Annotated in this window: 14 protein-coding genes; 8 read left to right on the forward strand and 6 right to left on the reverse strand. The window is 70.5% G+C overall.

What is annotated here, in order from left to right; genetic code table 11:
* Window positions 1–24: 24 nt before the first annotated feature.
* Both AB0O24_RS08435 and AB0O24_RS08440 read left to right on the forward strand, forming a co-directional pair.
* The gene (locus AB0O24_RS08435) at window positions 25–1,206 is read left to right on the forward strand and encodes a Gfo/Idh/MocA family oxidoreductase (RefSeq protein ID WP_363374087.1); all 1,182 of its coding nucleotides are present in this window, start codon (window positions 25–27) and stop codon (window positions 1,204–1,206) included.
* Window positions 1,203–2,207, forward strand: a complete 1,005-nt coding sequence (locus tag AB0O24_RS08440; RefSeq protein WP_307384746.1) for a sugar phosphate isomerase/epimerase — start codon at window positions 1,203–1,205, stop codon at window positions 2,205–2,207. The genes AB0O24_RS08435 and AB0O24_RS08440 overlap by 4 nt, the downstream gene beginning before the upstream one ends.
* Window positions 2,208–2,503: 296 nt before the next feature.
* Here AB0O24_RS08440 and AB0O24_RS08445 read toward each other — a convergent pair whose 3' ends face one another.
* Complete coding sequence (locus AB0O24_RS08445) at window positions 2,504–3,352, reverse strand: alpha/beta fold hydrolase (protein ID WP_307384744.1); 849 nt, start codon at window positions 3,350–3,352, stop codon at window positions 2,504–2,506.
* Between the two features lie 82 nt (window positions 3,353–3,434).
* Here AB0O24_RS08445 and AB0O24_RS08450 point away from each other — a divergent pair, with 82 nt between their 5' ends.
* From AB0O24_RS08450 to AB0O24_RS08460, 3 genes are read left to right on the forward strand one after another with little or no spacing between them, the layout of a single operon-like run.
* Window positions 3,435–3,881 carry a MarR family transcriptional regulator gene (locus AB0O24_RS08450; protein WP_275800080.1) on the forward strand — a complete coding sequence of 149 codons (447 nt, stop codon included), beginning with the start codon at window positions 3,435–3,437 and terminating at the stop codon, window positions 3,879–3,881.
* Window positions 3,878–5,254, forward strand: coding sequence for an MFS transporter (locus AB0O24_RS08455; RefSeq protein WP_363374011.1), 1,377 nt, complete (start codon window positions 3,878–3,880; stop codon window positions 5,252–5,254). The genes AB0O24_RS08450 and AB0O24_RS08455 overlap by 4 nt, the downstream gene beginning before the upstream one ends.
* A 53-nt stretch (window positions 5,255–5,307) precedes the next feature.
* A complete protein-coding gene (locus AB0O24_RS08460; protein WP_363374014.1) occupies window positions 5,308–6,885 on the forward strand; it encodes a DHA2 family efflux MFS transporter permease subunit in 1,578 nt (525 codons plus the stop codon).
* Window positions 6,886–6,982: 97 nt separating this feature from the next.
* Here AB0O24_RS08460 and AB0O24_RS08465 read toward each other — a convergent pair whose 3' ends face one another.
* A complete protein-coding gene (locus AB0O24_RS08465) occupies window positions 6,983–8,035 on the reverse strand; it encodes a hypothetical protein (protein ID WP_363374017.1) in 1,053 nt (350 codons plus the stop codon).
* 112 nt (window positions 8,036–8,147) lie between these two features.
* Here AB0O24_RS08465 and AB0O24_RS08470 point away from each other — a divergent pair, with 112 nt between their 5' ends.
* The gene (locus tag AB0O24_RS08470; RefSeq protein ID WP_363374019.1) at window positions 8,148–8,819 is read left to right on the forward strand and encodes a hypothetical protein; all 672 of its coding nucleotides are present in this window, start codon (window positions 8,148–8,150) and stop codon (window positions 8,817–8,819) included.
* Complete coding sequence (locus AB0O24_RS08475; protein WP_363374022.1) at window positions 8,816–9,841, forward strand: S41 family peptidase; 1,026 nt, start codon at window positions 8,816–8,818, stop codon at window positions 9,839–9,841. The genes AB0O24_RS08470 and AB0O24_RS08475 overlap by 4 nt, the downstream gene beginning before the upstream one ends.
* Before the next feature lie 77 nt (window positions 9,842–9,918).
* On the opposite strand, the gene AB0O24_RS08480 is transcribed toward AB0O24_RS08475, so the two are convergent.
* Both AB0O24_RS08480 and AB0O24_RS08485 read right to left on the reverse strand, forming a co-directional pair.
* Window positions 9,919–11,049: a Gfo/Idh/MocA family oxidoreductase gene (locus AB0O24_RS08480; RefSeq protein ID WP_363374025.1), complete on the reverse strand. Its 1,131-nt coding sequence runs from the start codon at window positions 11,047–11,049 to the stop codon at window positions 9,919–9,921.
* Window positions 11,046–11,870: a sugar phosphate isomerase/epimerase gene (locus AB0O24_RS08485; RefSeq protein ID WP_363374028.1), complete on the reverse strand. Its 825-nt coding sequence runs from the start codon at window positions 11,868–11,870 to the stop codon at window positions 11,046–11,048. The genes AB0O24_RS08480 and AB0O24_RS08485 overlap by 4 nt, the downstream gene beginning before the upstream one ends.
* Window positions 11,871–11,982: 112 nt before the next feature.
* On the opposite strand from AB0O24_RS08485, the gene AB0O24_RS08490 reads away from it, so the two are divergent.
* On the forward strand, window positions 11,983–12,606 hold the full coding sequence (locus tag AB0O24_RS08490) for a TetR/AcrR family transcriptional regulator (protein ID WP_307384730.1): 624 nt from the start codon (window positions 11,983–11,985) through the stop codon (window positions 12,604–12,606).
* A 48-nt stretch (window positions 12,607–12,654) separates the two neighbouring features.
* Here AB0O24_RS08490 and AB0O24_RS08495 read toward each other — a convergent pair whose 3' ends face one another.
* Both AB0O24_RS08495 and AB0O24_RS08500 read right to left on the reverse strand, forming a co-directional pair.
* On the reverse strand, window positions 12,655–13,887 hold the full coding sequence (locus tag AB0O24_RS08495; RefSeq protein WP_363374031.1) for a family 1 glycosylhydrolase: 1,233 nt from the start codon (window positions 13,885–13,887) through the stop codon (window positions 12,655–12,657).
* Between the two features lies 1 nt (window position 13,888).
* On the reverse strand, window positions 13,889–15,208 hold the full coding sequence (locus AB0O24_RS08500; RefSeq protein WP_363374034.1) for an MFS transporter: 1,320 nt from the start codon (window positions 15,206–15,208) through the stop codon (window positions 13,889–13,891).
* Between the last annotated feature and the right edge of the window lie 55 nt (window positions 15,209–15,263).

Here is a 15,263-nt window from a genome sequence, read left to right on the forward strand (position 1 = left end):
GTGACCGCCCCTCTTCGCATCGCCATGATCGGTGCCGGCTTCATGGGCGCCGCCCACTCCCAGGGCTGGCGCGTCGCGCCCCGCTTCTTCGATCTCCCCCTCGCCCCCGAGATGAGTGTGCTCGTCGGTCGCGACGCCGACCGCACCCGCACCGCGGCCGAGACCTGGGGCTGGGTCGAGCCCTCCACCGACTGGCGCGAAGCCATCGCCCGCGACGACATCGACGTCGTCGACATCGTCACCCCCGGCGACTCGCACGCTGAGATCGCCCTCGCCGCGATCGCGGCCGGCAAGCACGTCCTCTGCGAGAAGCCCCTCGCCAATACCGTCGACGAAGCCGAGCGCATGACCGCGGCGGCGGAGGAGGCCCGAGGCCGTGGCATCCGGTCGATGGTCGGATTCACGTACCGCCGTGTTCCGGCGGCAACCTTCGCCCGCGACCTGGTCCGGTCCGGCCGCCTCGGCGAGATCCGTCAGGTACGGGCCGAGTACCTGCAGGACTGGCTGAGCGATGCCGAAGCCCCGCTCACCTGGCGTCTGGACAAGGACCGCGCCGGCTCCGGCTCGCTCGGCGACATCGGCGCCCACGCGGTCGATCTCACCGAGTTCATCACCGGGCAGCGCCTCTCACGGGTGGCGGGCGTGCTCGAGACGATCGTCGCCGAGCGGCCCGTGCTGGCCTCCTCGTCCGGCCTGTCGGGGTCGGCCGGCACCGAGCGCGGACCTGTCACGGTCGACGACGTCGCCCTCTTCACCGGGCGGCTCACCTCGGGCGCGCTCGCCTCGTTCGAAGCCACCCGTTTCCGCACAGGCCGCAAGAACGCTCTCCGTATCGAGGTCTCGGGTTCGCTCGGGGCCCTCTCGTTCGACCTCGAACGCCTCAACGAGCTCGAGGTCTACGACGCCACCGCACCCGAGACCGAGCGGGGGTTCCGTCGCATCCTCGTCACCGAGCCCGGCCACCCCTACGCCGGCGCCTGGTGGCCGACCGGACACATGCTCGGCTACGAGCACGGCTTCTCGCACCAGGCGAAGGACTTCGTGGAGGCGATCGCCGAAGGCTCCGATCCGCGGCCGTCGTTCGCGGACGGCCTGCACGTGCAGCGCGTGCTCGACGCCGTCGCCCGCAGCTCCGACGCCGACAGCGTGTGGGTCGACGTCGACACCCAGACCGGGACATCCCGCGACGAAAGGACCTCGCAATGACGCGACCGATCACGCTGTTCACCGGCCAGTGGGCCGACCTCCCGTTCGAGGAGGTCGCCCGTCTCGCCGGGGAGTGGGGCTACGACGGCCTCGAGATCGCCTGCTGGGGCGACCACCTCGACCCGTGGCGCTGGGACGACGACGCCTACGTGCGGGGCAGGCTCGACATCCTCGAGCGCAACGGCCTCACGGTGCGGGCCATCGCCAACCACCTGAAGGGTCAGGCCGTCTGCGACGACCCCATCGACCAGCGCCACCGCGACATCGTGTCGGACCGGGTCTGGGGAGACGGCGACCCCGAGGGCGTCCGGCAGCGAGCCGCCGAGGAGATGAAGAACACCGCGCGCCTGGCGGCGAAGCTCGGTGTGAAGATCGTGACGGGGTTCACGGGATCGAGCATCTGGAAGTACGTCGCGATGTTCCCGCCCGCCACCGAGGAGATGGTGGATGCCGGCTACCAAGACTTCGCCGACCGCTGGAACCCCATCCTCGACGTCTTCGACGAGGTCGGCGTGCGCTTCGCTCACGAGGTGCACCCCTCGGAGATCGCCTACGACTATTGGACGGCGACGCGCGCGCTGGAGGCGATCGGACACCGCGAGGCCTTCGGGCTGAACTGGGACCCCTCGCACATGGTGTGGCAGGACATCGATCCGGTCGGGTTCCTGTGGGACTTCCGCGATCGCATCATCCACGTGCACTGCAAGGACACGAAGAAGCGTCTCACGAACGGCCGTAACGGTCGCCTGGCCTCGCACCTCCCGTGGGCCGATCCGCGGCGCGGGTGGGACTTCATCTCGACCGGTCACGGCGATGTGCCGTGGGAGGACGCTTTCCGGATGCTGAACGCGATCGGCTACGACGGCCCCCTGTCGGTCGAGTGGGAGGACGCGGGCATGGACCGTCTCGTCGGAGCGCCGGAGGCACTCGCCTTCGTGCGGAAGCTGTCGACCTACGAGCCGTCGGGGGCGGCGTTCGACGCGGCGTTCAGCCGCCACTGACCCGGAGGCACAGGGAAGCGGGGGCGAGGGGCCGGATGCGGGGGCGTCCGGCCCCTCTTCCTGCGCCTCCTCCCCCTCCCCTGACGGGGGCGGAGGGGGATGACTCACGGCATATGCACGCGGAAAGCGCGATCGCGCCAGCATTCGGCGCAAGTCATCGCATATGAGACACCCCACGCACGCGGAACCCGGACAAGTCGACACGGGGAGGCACGCGGGTGGGGCGGGTGGGGCGAGGCGAAGCAGGCGGCCGGAGCGAGGCTGCACCCCACCACCACGGAGGGCCCCGCGGCGGGTCAGGCGCGAGCGGGGAGGCGGGCGTCGAGCCAGGCGAGGAGGTCGGCGCGCACCTCGGCCTGCTGCACCTCGGCGAAGATCTCGTGCCGGGCGCCGGGATACACGAGCGTCGTGACGTCGGTCAGGCCGGAACGCGAGCGATACGCGTCGGCCAGCAGGTGGACGCTGCGCGGGCCGCCGACCGTGTCGTCACGTCCGACCATCAGCAGCACGGGGACATCGCGCTCGAGGTTGCGGCGCGGGCGGCCGAAGAGCTTCGCGGCCTCGACAGGGCCGAACAGCTTCGCCAGCGGCACCGAGGTAGTCAGCGGATCGTCCACGAAGTCGCGACCGACCTGCTCGTCGCTCGAGAGCCATTGCATGCCCGAACCGCCGAGCTTCTTCCACGGGGCGTTCAGGTCACCGGGGTTCAGAGCCCCGGGCCACCGCAGGGCCGAGCCGCTCAGGACGACCGCGTCGAAGGCATCCGGATGCCGATCCAGCAGCATCTGCGCGAGGAACGAGCCCCACGAGTGCCCGAGGAGCACGAGCGGGAGGTCGGAGTGACGCTCGCGGATGATCTGCGTGAGCGTCCAGACCGCGTCGCGAGCGGCGCCGAGGCCGCCCGGACCGAGGCGCCCGAGTTTGGTGTGATCGCCGCCCCACTGCCGAAGGCCCGTGCGCCCGTGCCCGCGGTGGTCGTCGGCGTACACGGTGTAGCCGTCGGCGACGAGGGCATCGATGAGCGCCGCGTAGCGACCGGCATGCTCGCCGACACCGTGGAGCAGCTGCACGACGGCGCGGGGATCCTCTGCCTCGTACACGTCGTAGACGATCGTGATGCCGTATGCGTCGACGAACTCAGGCATGCGCCGATCCTAGGGTCAACCCGGCGACCTCGTTTTATTTAGCAAAACTAATGAGCTATGCTAACGAATAGAGGAGACGAGTATGCGCGCGAACGATTCAGGTCCGGACACGGCCCTCACCTCGGCGGCATCCGAACTCCGCATGGCGACGTTCCGTCTGGCGCGACGGCTCCGCGCGCAGCGCGCGGTCGACTCCATGAGCGATGGACAGTTCGCGGTGCTCGCGGCCCTCACCATCCACGGCGAGCACACGCTCGGTCAGCTCGCCGAGCGCGAGCGCGTCACGGCGCCGTCGATGAACCGCACGGTGTCCCTCCTCGAGGACGCGGGATACGTCACGCGCACCCCGCACGAAGACGATCGACGCAAAGTCACGATCGCACTGACGGATGCCGGTCGCACCGTCGTCGACGAGACGGTCCGGCGGCGCGACGCCTGGCTCGAAGAGGCCCTCGACGGGCTCACCCCGGCGGAACGCCAGACCCTGGCCGCGGCGGCCGAGATCATGAGGAAGGTGGCGGAGAGATGAGCGCGATGTTCCGATCCTTCTCGGTCTTCAACTACCGCGTCTGGTTCATCGGCGCCCTGGTGTCGAACATCGGCGCGTGGATGCAGGCGACGGCGCAGAACTGGGTCGTGCTCACGCAGCTCACGGACAACGACGCGGCGGCGATGGGCGTCACCATGGCCCTGCAGTTCGCCCCTCCCCTGCTGCTCGTGAGTGTCACGGGATGGGTCGCCGACCGCTTCGACCGGCGCAAGCTCATCATGTGCACGCAATCGGCGCTGCTCGCGCTGGCCCTGAGCCTCGGCATCCTGATCCTCACCGGAATGATGACGCTCCCCCTGATGTACGGCTTCGCTCTCGCGCTCGGCGTGGTCACCGCCTTCGACAACCCGGCGCGGCAGACCTTCGTCTCCGACCTCGTCGAGAAGGAGAACGCCTCGAACGCCGTGGCGCTGAACGCGGCGTCGTTCAACACCGCCCGACTCATCGGACCCGCGGTGGCCGGCGTCATGATCGTGGTCGTCGGCACCGGGTGGGTGTTCCTCGTCAACGCCGTGACCTTCCTCGCGATGCTCGCCGCCCTGCTGATCATGCGGCCGCACGAGCTGATCGTGCACCACCGCCGGGGCGGTCCGACGCGCCTTGCGGACGGGTTCCACTACGTGACGAAGCGCCCCGACCTCGTCGTGACGTTCTCGATGGTGTTCCTGCTCGGGGCGTTCGGCATGAACTTCCCGATCTTCGCCTCGACGATGGCCCTCGAGTTCGGCCGGGGTGCCGACGGGTTCGGCCTGCTGAGCTCGTTCGTCGCGATCGGCTCGCTCGCCGGCGCGCTGCTCGCCGCGCGTCGCGAGCGCGCCCGGATGCGCGTGGTCATCCTCGGCTCGGGCGGGTTCGCCGTGGCATCCACTCTCTCGGTGCTCGCACCGAGCTACGGCGCGTACGCCGCGACTCTCGTGCTGACGGGATTCTGCGTCGTGACCACGCTCACCACCGCGAACGGCTACGTCCAGACCACGACCGATCCCGCGCTGCGCGGACGGGTGCTCGCGTTGTACATGGCGATCCTGCTCGGCGGCACCCCCGTGGGCGCGCCGATCGTGGGCTGGGTCGCGAGCGAGTTCGGCCCGCGCGTGGCCATCGGCCTCGCCGCCGTCGCCGCGATCGTCGCGTGCGGGATCGGCGTCGCGTGGACGCTGTCGTCGGGACGCGTGCACCGGCACGAGAGCAAGCGCTTCCGCCTCACGCTCGACGAGACGCGGCCCCTGGCGGTCGTGTCCCCGGAGCCCGAGGACTTCAGCGACGAGGTGGCGGGAACGACGCCGATCCCTCTCGCCACCGGCGAGCGCGCGCCCCGACCCGGGGCGCATCGCCCCGCCTCGCATCACCCCTGAACCTCCCGGTCAAGGGATAGCCGCCACCCAATGTAGCTAGATAAGCTAGCTACATGAACGAACGCATGGTCGGGCGCCGCTGGGCGGGGCTCGTCTTCATCAGCATCGCCGTCTCGCTGATCATCGTCGACTCGACGATCGTCAACGTGGCCGTCCCCTCGATCGTCGAGGATCTCGGGATCTCGTCGACCGAGGTGCAGTGGGTCCAAGAGGCCTACACCCTCGTGTTCGCCTCCTTCCTTCTCGTCTTCGGCAGCCTCGCCGACCGGTTCGGCCGACGACGCCTCATGCTCATCGGCGTCGTCGTCTTCGCCCTCGCCTCGATCGCGGCATCCCTCGCCCCCACCGGCGGAGCCCTCATCGCGGCGCGGCTCGTACAGGGCGTCGGCGGGTCGATGATCCTGCCGACCACCCTGTCGCTGATCAACGCGACCTTCCGCGGGAAGGAACGCGGCATCGCCTTCGCCGTGTGGGGATCGACGATCGGCGGAATGGCGGCCGTCGGGCCCCTGCTCGGCGGGTGGCTCACCACCGCCTTCTCGTGGCGGTGGGCGTTCGGCATCAACATCCCGCTCGGCATCCTGATCGTGATCGGCGTGCTGCTGACCGTCGCCGAGTCGCGCAGCGAGCAGCGCGCGGCGATCGACGGCGTCGGGGCGCTGCTCTCGGTCCTGACCATGGCACCGCTGGTGTTCGCCCTCATCGAGGGACGCACGTACGGGTGGTGGACGCTCGATTCCGTCCCGACGATCGGTTCGTGGACGTGGCCCTTCGAGCTCTCGCCCGTCCCGATCGCGTTCGCGGTCGCGGCGATCGCCCTGGTGGCGTTCATCGCGTGGGGCGTCGGGCGCCAGCGGCGCGGCCTCTCGACCCTGCTGGCGTTCGACCTGTTCCGCATCGGGTCGTTCCGCAACGGCAACATCGCCGCGGCGGTGGTGTCGCTCGGCGAGTTCGGCATCATCCTCGCGCTGCCGCTGTGGTTGCAGTTCGTCGTCGGATTCGACGCGCTGCAGACCGGGCTCCTCCTCCTCTCGCTCGCGATCGGCTCCTTCGTCGCGAGCGGGGTCGCCGGCGCCCTCAGCGGCAAGGTCGCCCCCGTGTGGGTCGTTCGCGGCGGCCTGCTCGCCGAGATCGTGGGCGTCGCGGGTGTCGCCCTGACGATCGGACCGGGTGCCACCTGGGGACCGCTCATCCCCTTCCTCTTCGTCTACGGTCTCGGGGTGGGTCTCGCCACGGCACAGCTCACCGGCGTGGTCCTCGCCGACGTCCCACCCGCGGCGAGCGGCCAGGCGTCCGGCACGCAGTCGACCTCGCGCCAGCTGGGAGCGGCCCTCGGCGTCGCGATCCTCGGCACGGTCCTGTTCTCGACCACCGCGGGGGTGCTCGCGGGCTCGCTCGACGATCGCGGGCTTCCCGCCGCGCAGCGCGACCAGGTCGTCTCGCAGGTCGTCGACAGCGCGGGAGCGGCGATCGCGGGGCTCGGGCAGTCACCCGCGACCCAGGACATCGCGACAGATGCGCGTGCGGCCTTCAGCGACGGCACCCGCGCCGCGGCGTTCACGGCGGCGGGCTTCCTCACGCTCGGGCTGGTGTCGACGCTGACGTTGGGAAGGCGGAGGGAGGAGCGGTAGGGCACGCGCTGTCCGACCGGACAGCCACCGCCTTCGTCGCGACGACGGCCGGATGCGAGCGTGCGCATCGTCGGCGAGGTAGTCCTCCTGAGCCGGGTCAAGCGCCACCCGATGGGAGTTCGGGGAACCGCGCCCGCAGGTCCGCGAAGGCCTGGCGGTATCCATCGCGGCCGTGCACGTGGGCCAGGCACACGACGACCTCCAACACCGCCACGAGCGAATCCGCGTGAGCCGTGAAGAACAGGGCGGGGATCGCCCAGTCCTGAGCGAACACGGGACCTGCACCCTCGAGCGGCATCGGCACGATGGTGCGGGGCGCGTTCGTTCGCCGATACAGGGCCCAGCACTCTCCGGGATCGTCGAACGGCGTCGGCACGGGTTCGTCACGGCGGAGCGCAGCGAAGGCCGGGGCGAACTCCGACAGTCTGTTCAGCCCCGATACGTCCGCGCATCGAAGGGCGGCCCACGCCGCGATGCGACGGTGGACGGTGTCATCGGCTTCGGCCAGGGCGAATTCGAGGTCAGGGTCGAGTTTCATGAGGGTGCCCGACCACAGGCCTTGGTCGAGGGTTGCGCGAAGGCGTTCGTTCGGAACGCGATCTCCCCATCGCTCGCGTGCCCGATTCTCACGCTCCGCGGCCTCGCGGAGATCGTCCTCCTCTTGCTCCTGCGGGGTCAGGGTGCGACGGGCGCGATGCCAGTACGCGGCCTCGCTGCTCGTTTGCCGCAGAATTCTGGCGGCGCACGGTGGCTGCGGCCAGAACTGCAGCAGGTAGGAGTCCTCCCCCTCTTCTCCGCGATGCGCTTCGTCGAAGCCCCGAGCACAGTAGCGAACACGGTAGTCGCCCGCCGGAAGAGGAAAGCGATACTCCTTGTCGTCCATGAGGCCCAGAAGGTACGCCTCATCGTGCGTGGTCGTGAAGGAGACCTCCACAGCCTCCTCCCAGTGGGATGCGAGAGCGGGTTCGGACTCATGCAGCTCGATGCGGAACGGCACCCATCCGGTGTGCGTTCCGACCTGCAGTTCCAGGAGACCAGGGATACCGGCTCCACACAGGCCGTTGCTCTCATCCGCCCACGGCGCGCCGAGATCGCTGCGATCGACGGACTCGTCGGTGACCACGGATGCCGACCCGTAGCTCACCGTCATACAGGGATTCTCAAGCAGGATCTGCATCCGTGAACACTACCGCCCGGAGCCCGCGCTCACCCTCGCCTCTACCGGGGGTCGAGCTGACCTCGCCGACGCCGAGGACGAGATCGTGCTGCATACGGCCGGCGTCGTGCCCGCGATCGGCGTCGGCGCGGCGACAGCCCCGGGTCCCGCATCCGAACCCACGCCGATCGGCTCCTTCGTCCGTGTCGAGCTCGACCTCGCCTCACCCGCATGGCGGGCGGCCCCCGGGCTGTTCGAAGCGGTTCGCGCCCTGCGTGGTCTTCACGTACGCACGGTCGGCGCCTTCGCCGGCGACGGACCCGAGAAACACCTGTCGGATGCCACGACCGTCGCCGCGCTGCGCGAGGCGCTGCGCGAGGAAGGGCTCGACCTCCCCGTCGTCGGCGGGGCGCGCACGCACTTCACCGAGCTGAACCGCGGACACGACCTGCTCCCCGACGACCTCGACGGCGTCGGCTTCGCCGTGACCCCGCTGTTCCACTCGCGCGCCCGAGCTCGCGGCGTGGACGGTGGCGAGCCTCGCCGCGCTGACGACACCGGGCATCGCGTCGGTGGCGTTCTTCGAGGAGTGGGGGCCCGTGGCATCCGGTCATCCGACGGCGAGCCGTACCCCGTGGCGGAAGCGCTCGGCGTGCTCGCGGGCCTCGCGGGTGTCCCGGTCGAGGTCGGTGGCAGCGCTCGTCCGCCTCTCGGCGCAGCGGAATACTCCCCTGGACGGATGTGCCCGGCGGGTGAGATTGCGAGCATCGAAGGGTGAGCGACACCCCGAAGAGCAATGCTGTCCGACCCGGGAAACGCCGACGCCGGCGGTACGTGATGGGCGCGGTGGCCGCCGTCGTGCTGGTCCTCGGCGGCGGGGCCGCGTGGGGCGCATACGAGTACGGCCCGCGTTTCGGCTTCTACCTGGTGCCGCCCACCCCCGAGCGGTACGCCGAGATCGTCGTCGACCGCCTCGACACCGGCTACTACGCGACCGGACCCGAGTGGACCGCGGCGCGGGCCGAGCTGCTGCATGCGGCGCCCTCGGCCCGGAGCGCCGAGGAGCTCTACCCGCTGATCGACGCGGCCACCCGCGCCGCGGGCGGGAAGCACTCGAGCTTCCAGCCTCCGGCTGAGATGCCCGGCGTCGAGGAGGTCACCTCGGCCCTCCCGGCGGTGTCGGCGGCCGACGGCGTGGGCGTCGTGACCCTTCCCGAGCTGGTCGACCCCGACGAGCGGACGCAGCAGGACTACTCCGACGTCGTCGCGACCGGGATCGCCGCGCAAGCCGACGAGGTGTGCGGATGGATCGTCGACGTGCGCGGAAACGGGGGCGGCAACATGTACCCGATGCTCTCGGGCGTCTCCGCGCTGCTGCCCGACGGCCCGGCCCTCTCGTTCCGCACGCGGAGCGGCGACGCGACCACCGTCACCGTGCAGGACGACGGCGTCGGCCTCGGGGGCCAGACGGTCGTCGCCGTGGCCGCCCGTGGGAAGATCACCGGCGTTCCCGTGGCGGTGCTTCAGGATGCCGGGACCGGATCGAGCGCCGAGGCCGTCGTGGCCGCGTTCCGAGGCGTCGACGGGGTCCGCAGCTTCGGGGCGCCCACCGCCGGGTACACCTCCGCGAACCTGCCGATCCCGCTGGCGGACGGAGCGAGGATCATCCTCACCCAGAGCATCTACGTCGACCGCACCGGAACGGAGTTCGCCGAGACCCCCATCATCCCCGACGAGGCCACCTCGGGCGATGCCGCCGAGGCCGCTCGCGCCTGGCTCGGTGCGCAGGGCTGCCGCTGACGGAGGCCAGGGCCGCACCCACGAACAACCCCGCCGACGCACCCCCGAGAGGGTCGCGTCGGCGGGGTCGAGATCGATCAGATCGTGCGCGCGAACGGGTCGAAGTCGCGGGGCACGACGGGGACGGGAGCCGCGAGCGTGCTCTCGACGGTCGTGAAGGCCGCGTTCTCGATCGACTCCTCGGCCGACAGCATGATGTCGAGCACGTGGTAGCCGAGCTCACCGGTGGCGACGTGCGGGCGGTCCTCGGCGATCGCGCGGACCATGTCGAGCAGTCCCAGGCCGCGGCCGACGACCACGCCCTCCTGCTCGACGTCGATCCAGGGCTGGTCGAACCGGGCGCCGTCGCGCAGCACGCCGAGCGGCTTGACGTAGCGGGTCGGCCCCTCGAAGCGGTTGGGGTCGGGCAGCACGATCGTGCCCTCGGTGCCGTGGATCTCGAGCACGCCGTGACGCTCGAGCGCCGAGTCGAAGCTGAACTGCCCCTGGGCCTGCTGGCCGCTCTCGAACGCCGCGAGGAGCTGGACCGTGGTGGGCACCTCGACGTCGAAGAACGTGCCCTCGTCGGGCCCGGCGTGGATCTCGCGCTGCGCCTGCGGCTTCGCACCGAGGGCCGCGACCCGGTCCACCGGACCGAGCAGGCTCACGAGCGCGGTCAGGTAGTACGGGCCCATGTCGAGCAGGGGGCCGGCGCCGCGCGCGAAGAGGAACTGGGGTCCCGGATGCCAGAGGTCGGGCCCCTGCGTCTGGAACGACGCCTGCGCGAAGACAGGCTGACCGATCACGCCGTCGAGGATCGCGCGCTTGGCGGACTGGAAGCCCGGGCCGAGCACCGTGTCGGGCGCGGAGCCGATGCGCAGACCCGCGGCCTCGGCGTCGCGCAGGAGCTGCGCGGTGCCGACGCGATCCAGGCCGAGCGGCTTCTCCGTCCAGACGTGCTTGCCCGCGGCGATCGCGGCGGACGAGACCTCGACGTGGACAGCGGGGATCGTGAGGTTGACGACGACCTGGATGTCGGGATTGCCGAGCACCTCGTCGGCGGTGCCCCACGAGGCCACGCCGTACTTCTCGGCCTTGGCGCGGGCCCGCTCGGTGTCGATGTCGCCGACCGCGAGCACCGTCACGTCGGGGAACGACGTGAGGTTCTCGAGGTAGGTGTCGCTGATGACGCCGGCACCGATGATGCCGACTCCCACGGGGGCGCTCACGCGGCGAGGCCCTTCTCGAGGAGGAACGCGTAGCTCGCGGCGATGTCGTCGAACACGTCGCCGGGAGCCTGGTCGTACTCGATGACCGCGTACTTCACGTCGGCGGCGACCTGCATGGCCTCGACGAGGGGCACCTGGCCCTCGCCGGGACGACGCTGATCGAGCTGACGCGTGGCACTGCGGTCGGCATCCGGAGCGAAGGGGTTGGGCACCGGGACGATGCCGTCCTTGACGTGCACGGCCACCAGGCGCGAACCGAGACGCTGCACGAGGGCCGGCACGTCCTCGCCGCCGGTGAGCGCCCAGAACAGGTCGAGCTCGATTGCGATGCGCTCGTCGGTCAGCGAGACGAAGTGCTCGAAGCCGCTCTTGCCGTCGACGTCGATGAGGAACTCCTGCGCGTGGTTGTGGTACCCGACGTTGAGCCCGAAGGTGGCGGCGACGTCGGCCGCCTTGTTGAGGCGCTCGGCGATGTCGGCGATCCCGTCGGCGGTCACCCAGCGCGCGGGGTCGACGAAGGGGTCGATCACGGTCGAGATGCCGATCTCGGCAGCGGCCTCGAAGACCACCTCGGGAGCGGGGGTGGGAATGGAGCCGTCGGGCGTCCACAGCTCGTCCGAGAGCAGCGGGGCGTGTCCGGTCGGGGCGGCCAGGCCACTGGCATCCAGAGCCGCGCGGATCTCGGCGGGGCGGCGCACGAAGTCGAACGCCTCGACGTTGCGGAGGCCGATCGCAGCGAGGCGGTCGAGCGACCCGCCCGGGTCGGCGGTGAATTCTGCGGCCAGCGTGTAGAGCTGGACGGAAGGGAGAGGGAGCGACATCGGACCTTTCCTTGCTCGTCGTCGAGGGCGCCATGGGGGGCGCCGAGGGCATTGCGGGAACGCTACCACAAAACCGACCACTGGTTGCTTTTATCTCCCCTACACTGACGGGGTGACCAGCGACGACGAGGCCGAGGCTCCCGCGAGTGAGGGCGACGACCGCCTCGGGCGCTCGGGCGCGTATACGAAAGGCGTCGCGCGACGACAGGAGATCCTCGACCGCGCAATCCACGTCTTCGCCGAGCGCGGGGCCGAGGGGGCGTCGCTCCGGAGCATCGCGCGAGCGCTCGGCGTCTCGCACGCGGCCCTCCTGCACTACTTCGACTCGCGCGAGCAGTTACTCGTCGCGGTCTACGACCACGCGTCCAAGTCGACGCCCGCCGCCCCCGATGCGACCGCGCTGTCGTCGCTCACCGACTCCGCCGAGAACAACACCTCGGTGCCAGGCCTCGTCGAGCTGTACACGACGCTCGTCGCCGCCTCGCTGAAAGAAGACAGCGCCACCGCTCGCGAGTACTTCACCGACCGCTTCGCCCGCCTGCGCGAAGAACTCGCCGATCGCCTCCGCGCCGAGCAGGCCGACGGCCGCGTCCGCGCCGACTGCGACCCCGACCAGGTAGCCGCGCTGTTGATCGCGGCCTCCGACGGTCTGCAGGTGCAGTGGCTGCTCGAACCGTCGATCCCCCTCGCCGACGTGCTCGGCGCTCTCGGCGGGCTGTTGGCGCCGCCGCGGTGACCGCCGAGCCCGGCGCATCGATCGCACGACCGGACGCCGCCGCCGGGCTCAGCCGACCAGGCTGACCTGTCGCTGAGCCACCTCGCGCGCGTAGACGTCGGCGCTCGGCTTCTTCGTGCGCTCGAGGGTGTCGCGATCGACGGCGACGAGCCCGAGCTTGGGGCCGTAGCCGAAGATCCACTCGAAGTTGTCCATCAGCGTCCAGTGGCAGTACCCCCGCACCGGAGTCCCCGCCGCGATCTCGGCATCCAGAGCCTCCAGTGCCGCGGGGAGGAATGCCGCCCGCTGCGCGTCGTCGTCCGTCTGGATGCCGTGCTCGGTCACCATCACCGGAACGCCCGACACCTCGTGGGCGTAGCGCACCGCGCCGGCCAGCGCCGCGGGCTCGATGACCGTGCCCATTCCGTTGCGCGGCCCGTCGAGCTCGATCTCGCCGTCGGGGCCGTGCACGATCCGTTCGTAGTTCTGCACCCCGATGAAGTCGTCGTCGCGGGCGACGCGCAGCCAGTGGTCGTAGACGGCCGCACGCTTGGCGTCTCGGTGCGCTTCGCCGCCGGGCAGGGCGACCTCATCGCAGATCGCGATCGACACCCCGGTCGGCAGGTCGGCGCGCTCGGCCTTGATGGCGGCGACGGCCGCACGGTGCGCGCGCGTGAGCGCGGTTTCGAAGTCGTCCTGCCGGTCGGCCGGGATGACGTTCGAGGCGAAGTACCCGCTCGTGCCGGCGTCACGCGCGGCGGCGGCGAGCATCTCGCGCTTGAGCACCTCGACCTGCGGCGGGAGCTTGTTCCCCGCCTGCAGCAGCTGCTCGAGATTGGGCTCGTTGATCGTCACCGCGGTATGGATACGGTCACCGAAGCGGCGCATGACCCGCGAGCACTGCGCAGCGAAGAGCCGATCGGCATCCGGAGCCAACCAGGAACCGGCCGCGGAGAACCACTGGGGCGCAGAGAAATGATTGAAGGTGACGACCGGAGCGAGACCGCGCTCGAGAGCCCCATCTATCACGCGCTCGTAGTGATCGAGAGCGGCCGAGATGATCTCGCCGCGGACCGGCTCGACGCGTGCCCACTCGATCGAGAAACGGAAGGCATTCATCCCGAGGGAGGCGACGAGGTCGAGATCCTCTCCCCACCGATTCAGGTGGTCGTTCGCGATGCCGCTGCGCTCGCGGAAGATCGTGGGCGTCGTGTTCTCGAGCGCCCAGATGTCGCTGTCGACGTTGTCGCCCTCGTTCTGGTGACCGGCGATGGCGACGCCCCAGAGGAAATCGGTCGTCATGTCAACGTGCTCCCTTGATGAAGAGGATGACCAGTCCACCGAGCACGGCGGAAACGGCACCGGCGATGAACAGCGCCGCGAAGTTCGGACCGGCGGGACCCGCTCCGATCGCCAACAGAACCGGGGCGACGGCCGCGACGATCGTGACGGGCAGGTTGTCGGCGATCTTGATGATCGCGAGGTCCTTCGCCGGGTTGTCGATGTCGGGCACGAGGCGGGTGGCGAGTGCGAGCTCCACAGCGAAGTAGACGCCCTGGCCGAGCGCGACGATGCCGCAGGCCACGAGGTAGAAGCCGAAGTCGGTGGCGGTGGATGCCACGACCAGTCCGACTCCGAGGATGATCGCGGCCGCGATGATGAAGGGCTTGCGGCGGTCGAGGCGGTCGCTGAGCTTGCCGATCGCGGGAGCGACCAGCAGCGAGATGCCGACGTTGACGATCACCGTGAGCAGGATCGCTCCCCCGAGGTCGGCGGGTTGCAGGTGCACGCGCTGAAGCAGGTAGATCGCCTGGTAGCCGTTGAGAGCGGCGACGCCCGAGAACACGAGCATGCGGCTGGCGAACACGGCGGCGAAACGGGGGTGGCGCACGGGGTTCACCCAGAAGACGCCGACGAGGCCCTTGAGGTCGAAGCGCTCGCGGGGCTGGTCGAACTGCGGGTCGCGCAGCACGACGAACAGCAGGCCGACCGCGATGACGGCGAACACCGTGGGCAGACCGACGAGGGGGACGAGCTCGGCGCCGAACGGCTGCGAGATGCCGATGCCGACGAGAGCGCCCATCGCGGTGCTCAGGCTCACGAAGGCCGAGGCGGGTCCGCGACGGTCACGCGGAAGCTGGTCGGCGATGAGCGCCGTGGTGACCACACCCGTGGCGACGAAGCCCAGGGTGATCAGGAGGTGAGCTGCGACGAACAACGGCACGTTGGGGGCCGCGATGAGCAGAGCCCCGCCCGCGAGGAACGCCGCGAGGGCGACGAGGAGGAAGGGGCGACGGCGCCCGAAGCGCGAGCGCGAACGGTCGCTGAGCGCGCCGAGCACGGGGAGGGCGACGAGCGTCAGGATGCCGGCGATCGCGCTCGAGACGGAGATGATCGTCGTCGCGGCGGCGGCATCGAGGGCGGTCGCCTTGAGCGTGAGCGTGAGCAGGGCCGCCGACATCTGCGCGGCGCCCGCGCCGACGGCGGCGAGCACGAGGAAGAACACGAAACCGCGGCGCGGTGACGCCTCACGGCGGAACGCTTCGGTGGGGGCGGGCTCGTCGCGGCGGGCGGGTTCGGGGGCGCCGGCCGACGTGGCGGGCGGTTCTGCGGAGAGGGTCATTTCGTGGCTCCTTTGCCGTGGACGGGTGTCCGGTGTCGTCGTCGATCACCCGGGT

Origin of the sequence: Microbacterium sp. NPDC086615, from assembly GCF_040686055.1 — a bacterium.
Classification (GTDB): Bacteria; Actinomycetota; Actinomycetes; order Actinomycetales; family Microbacteriaceae; genus Microbacterium.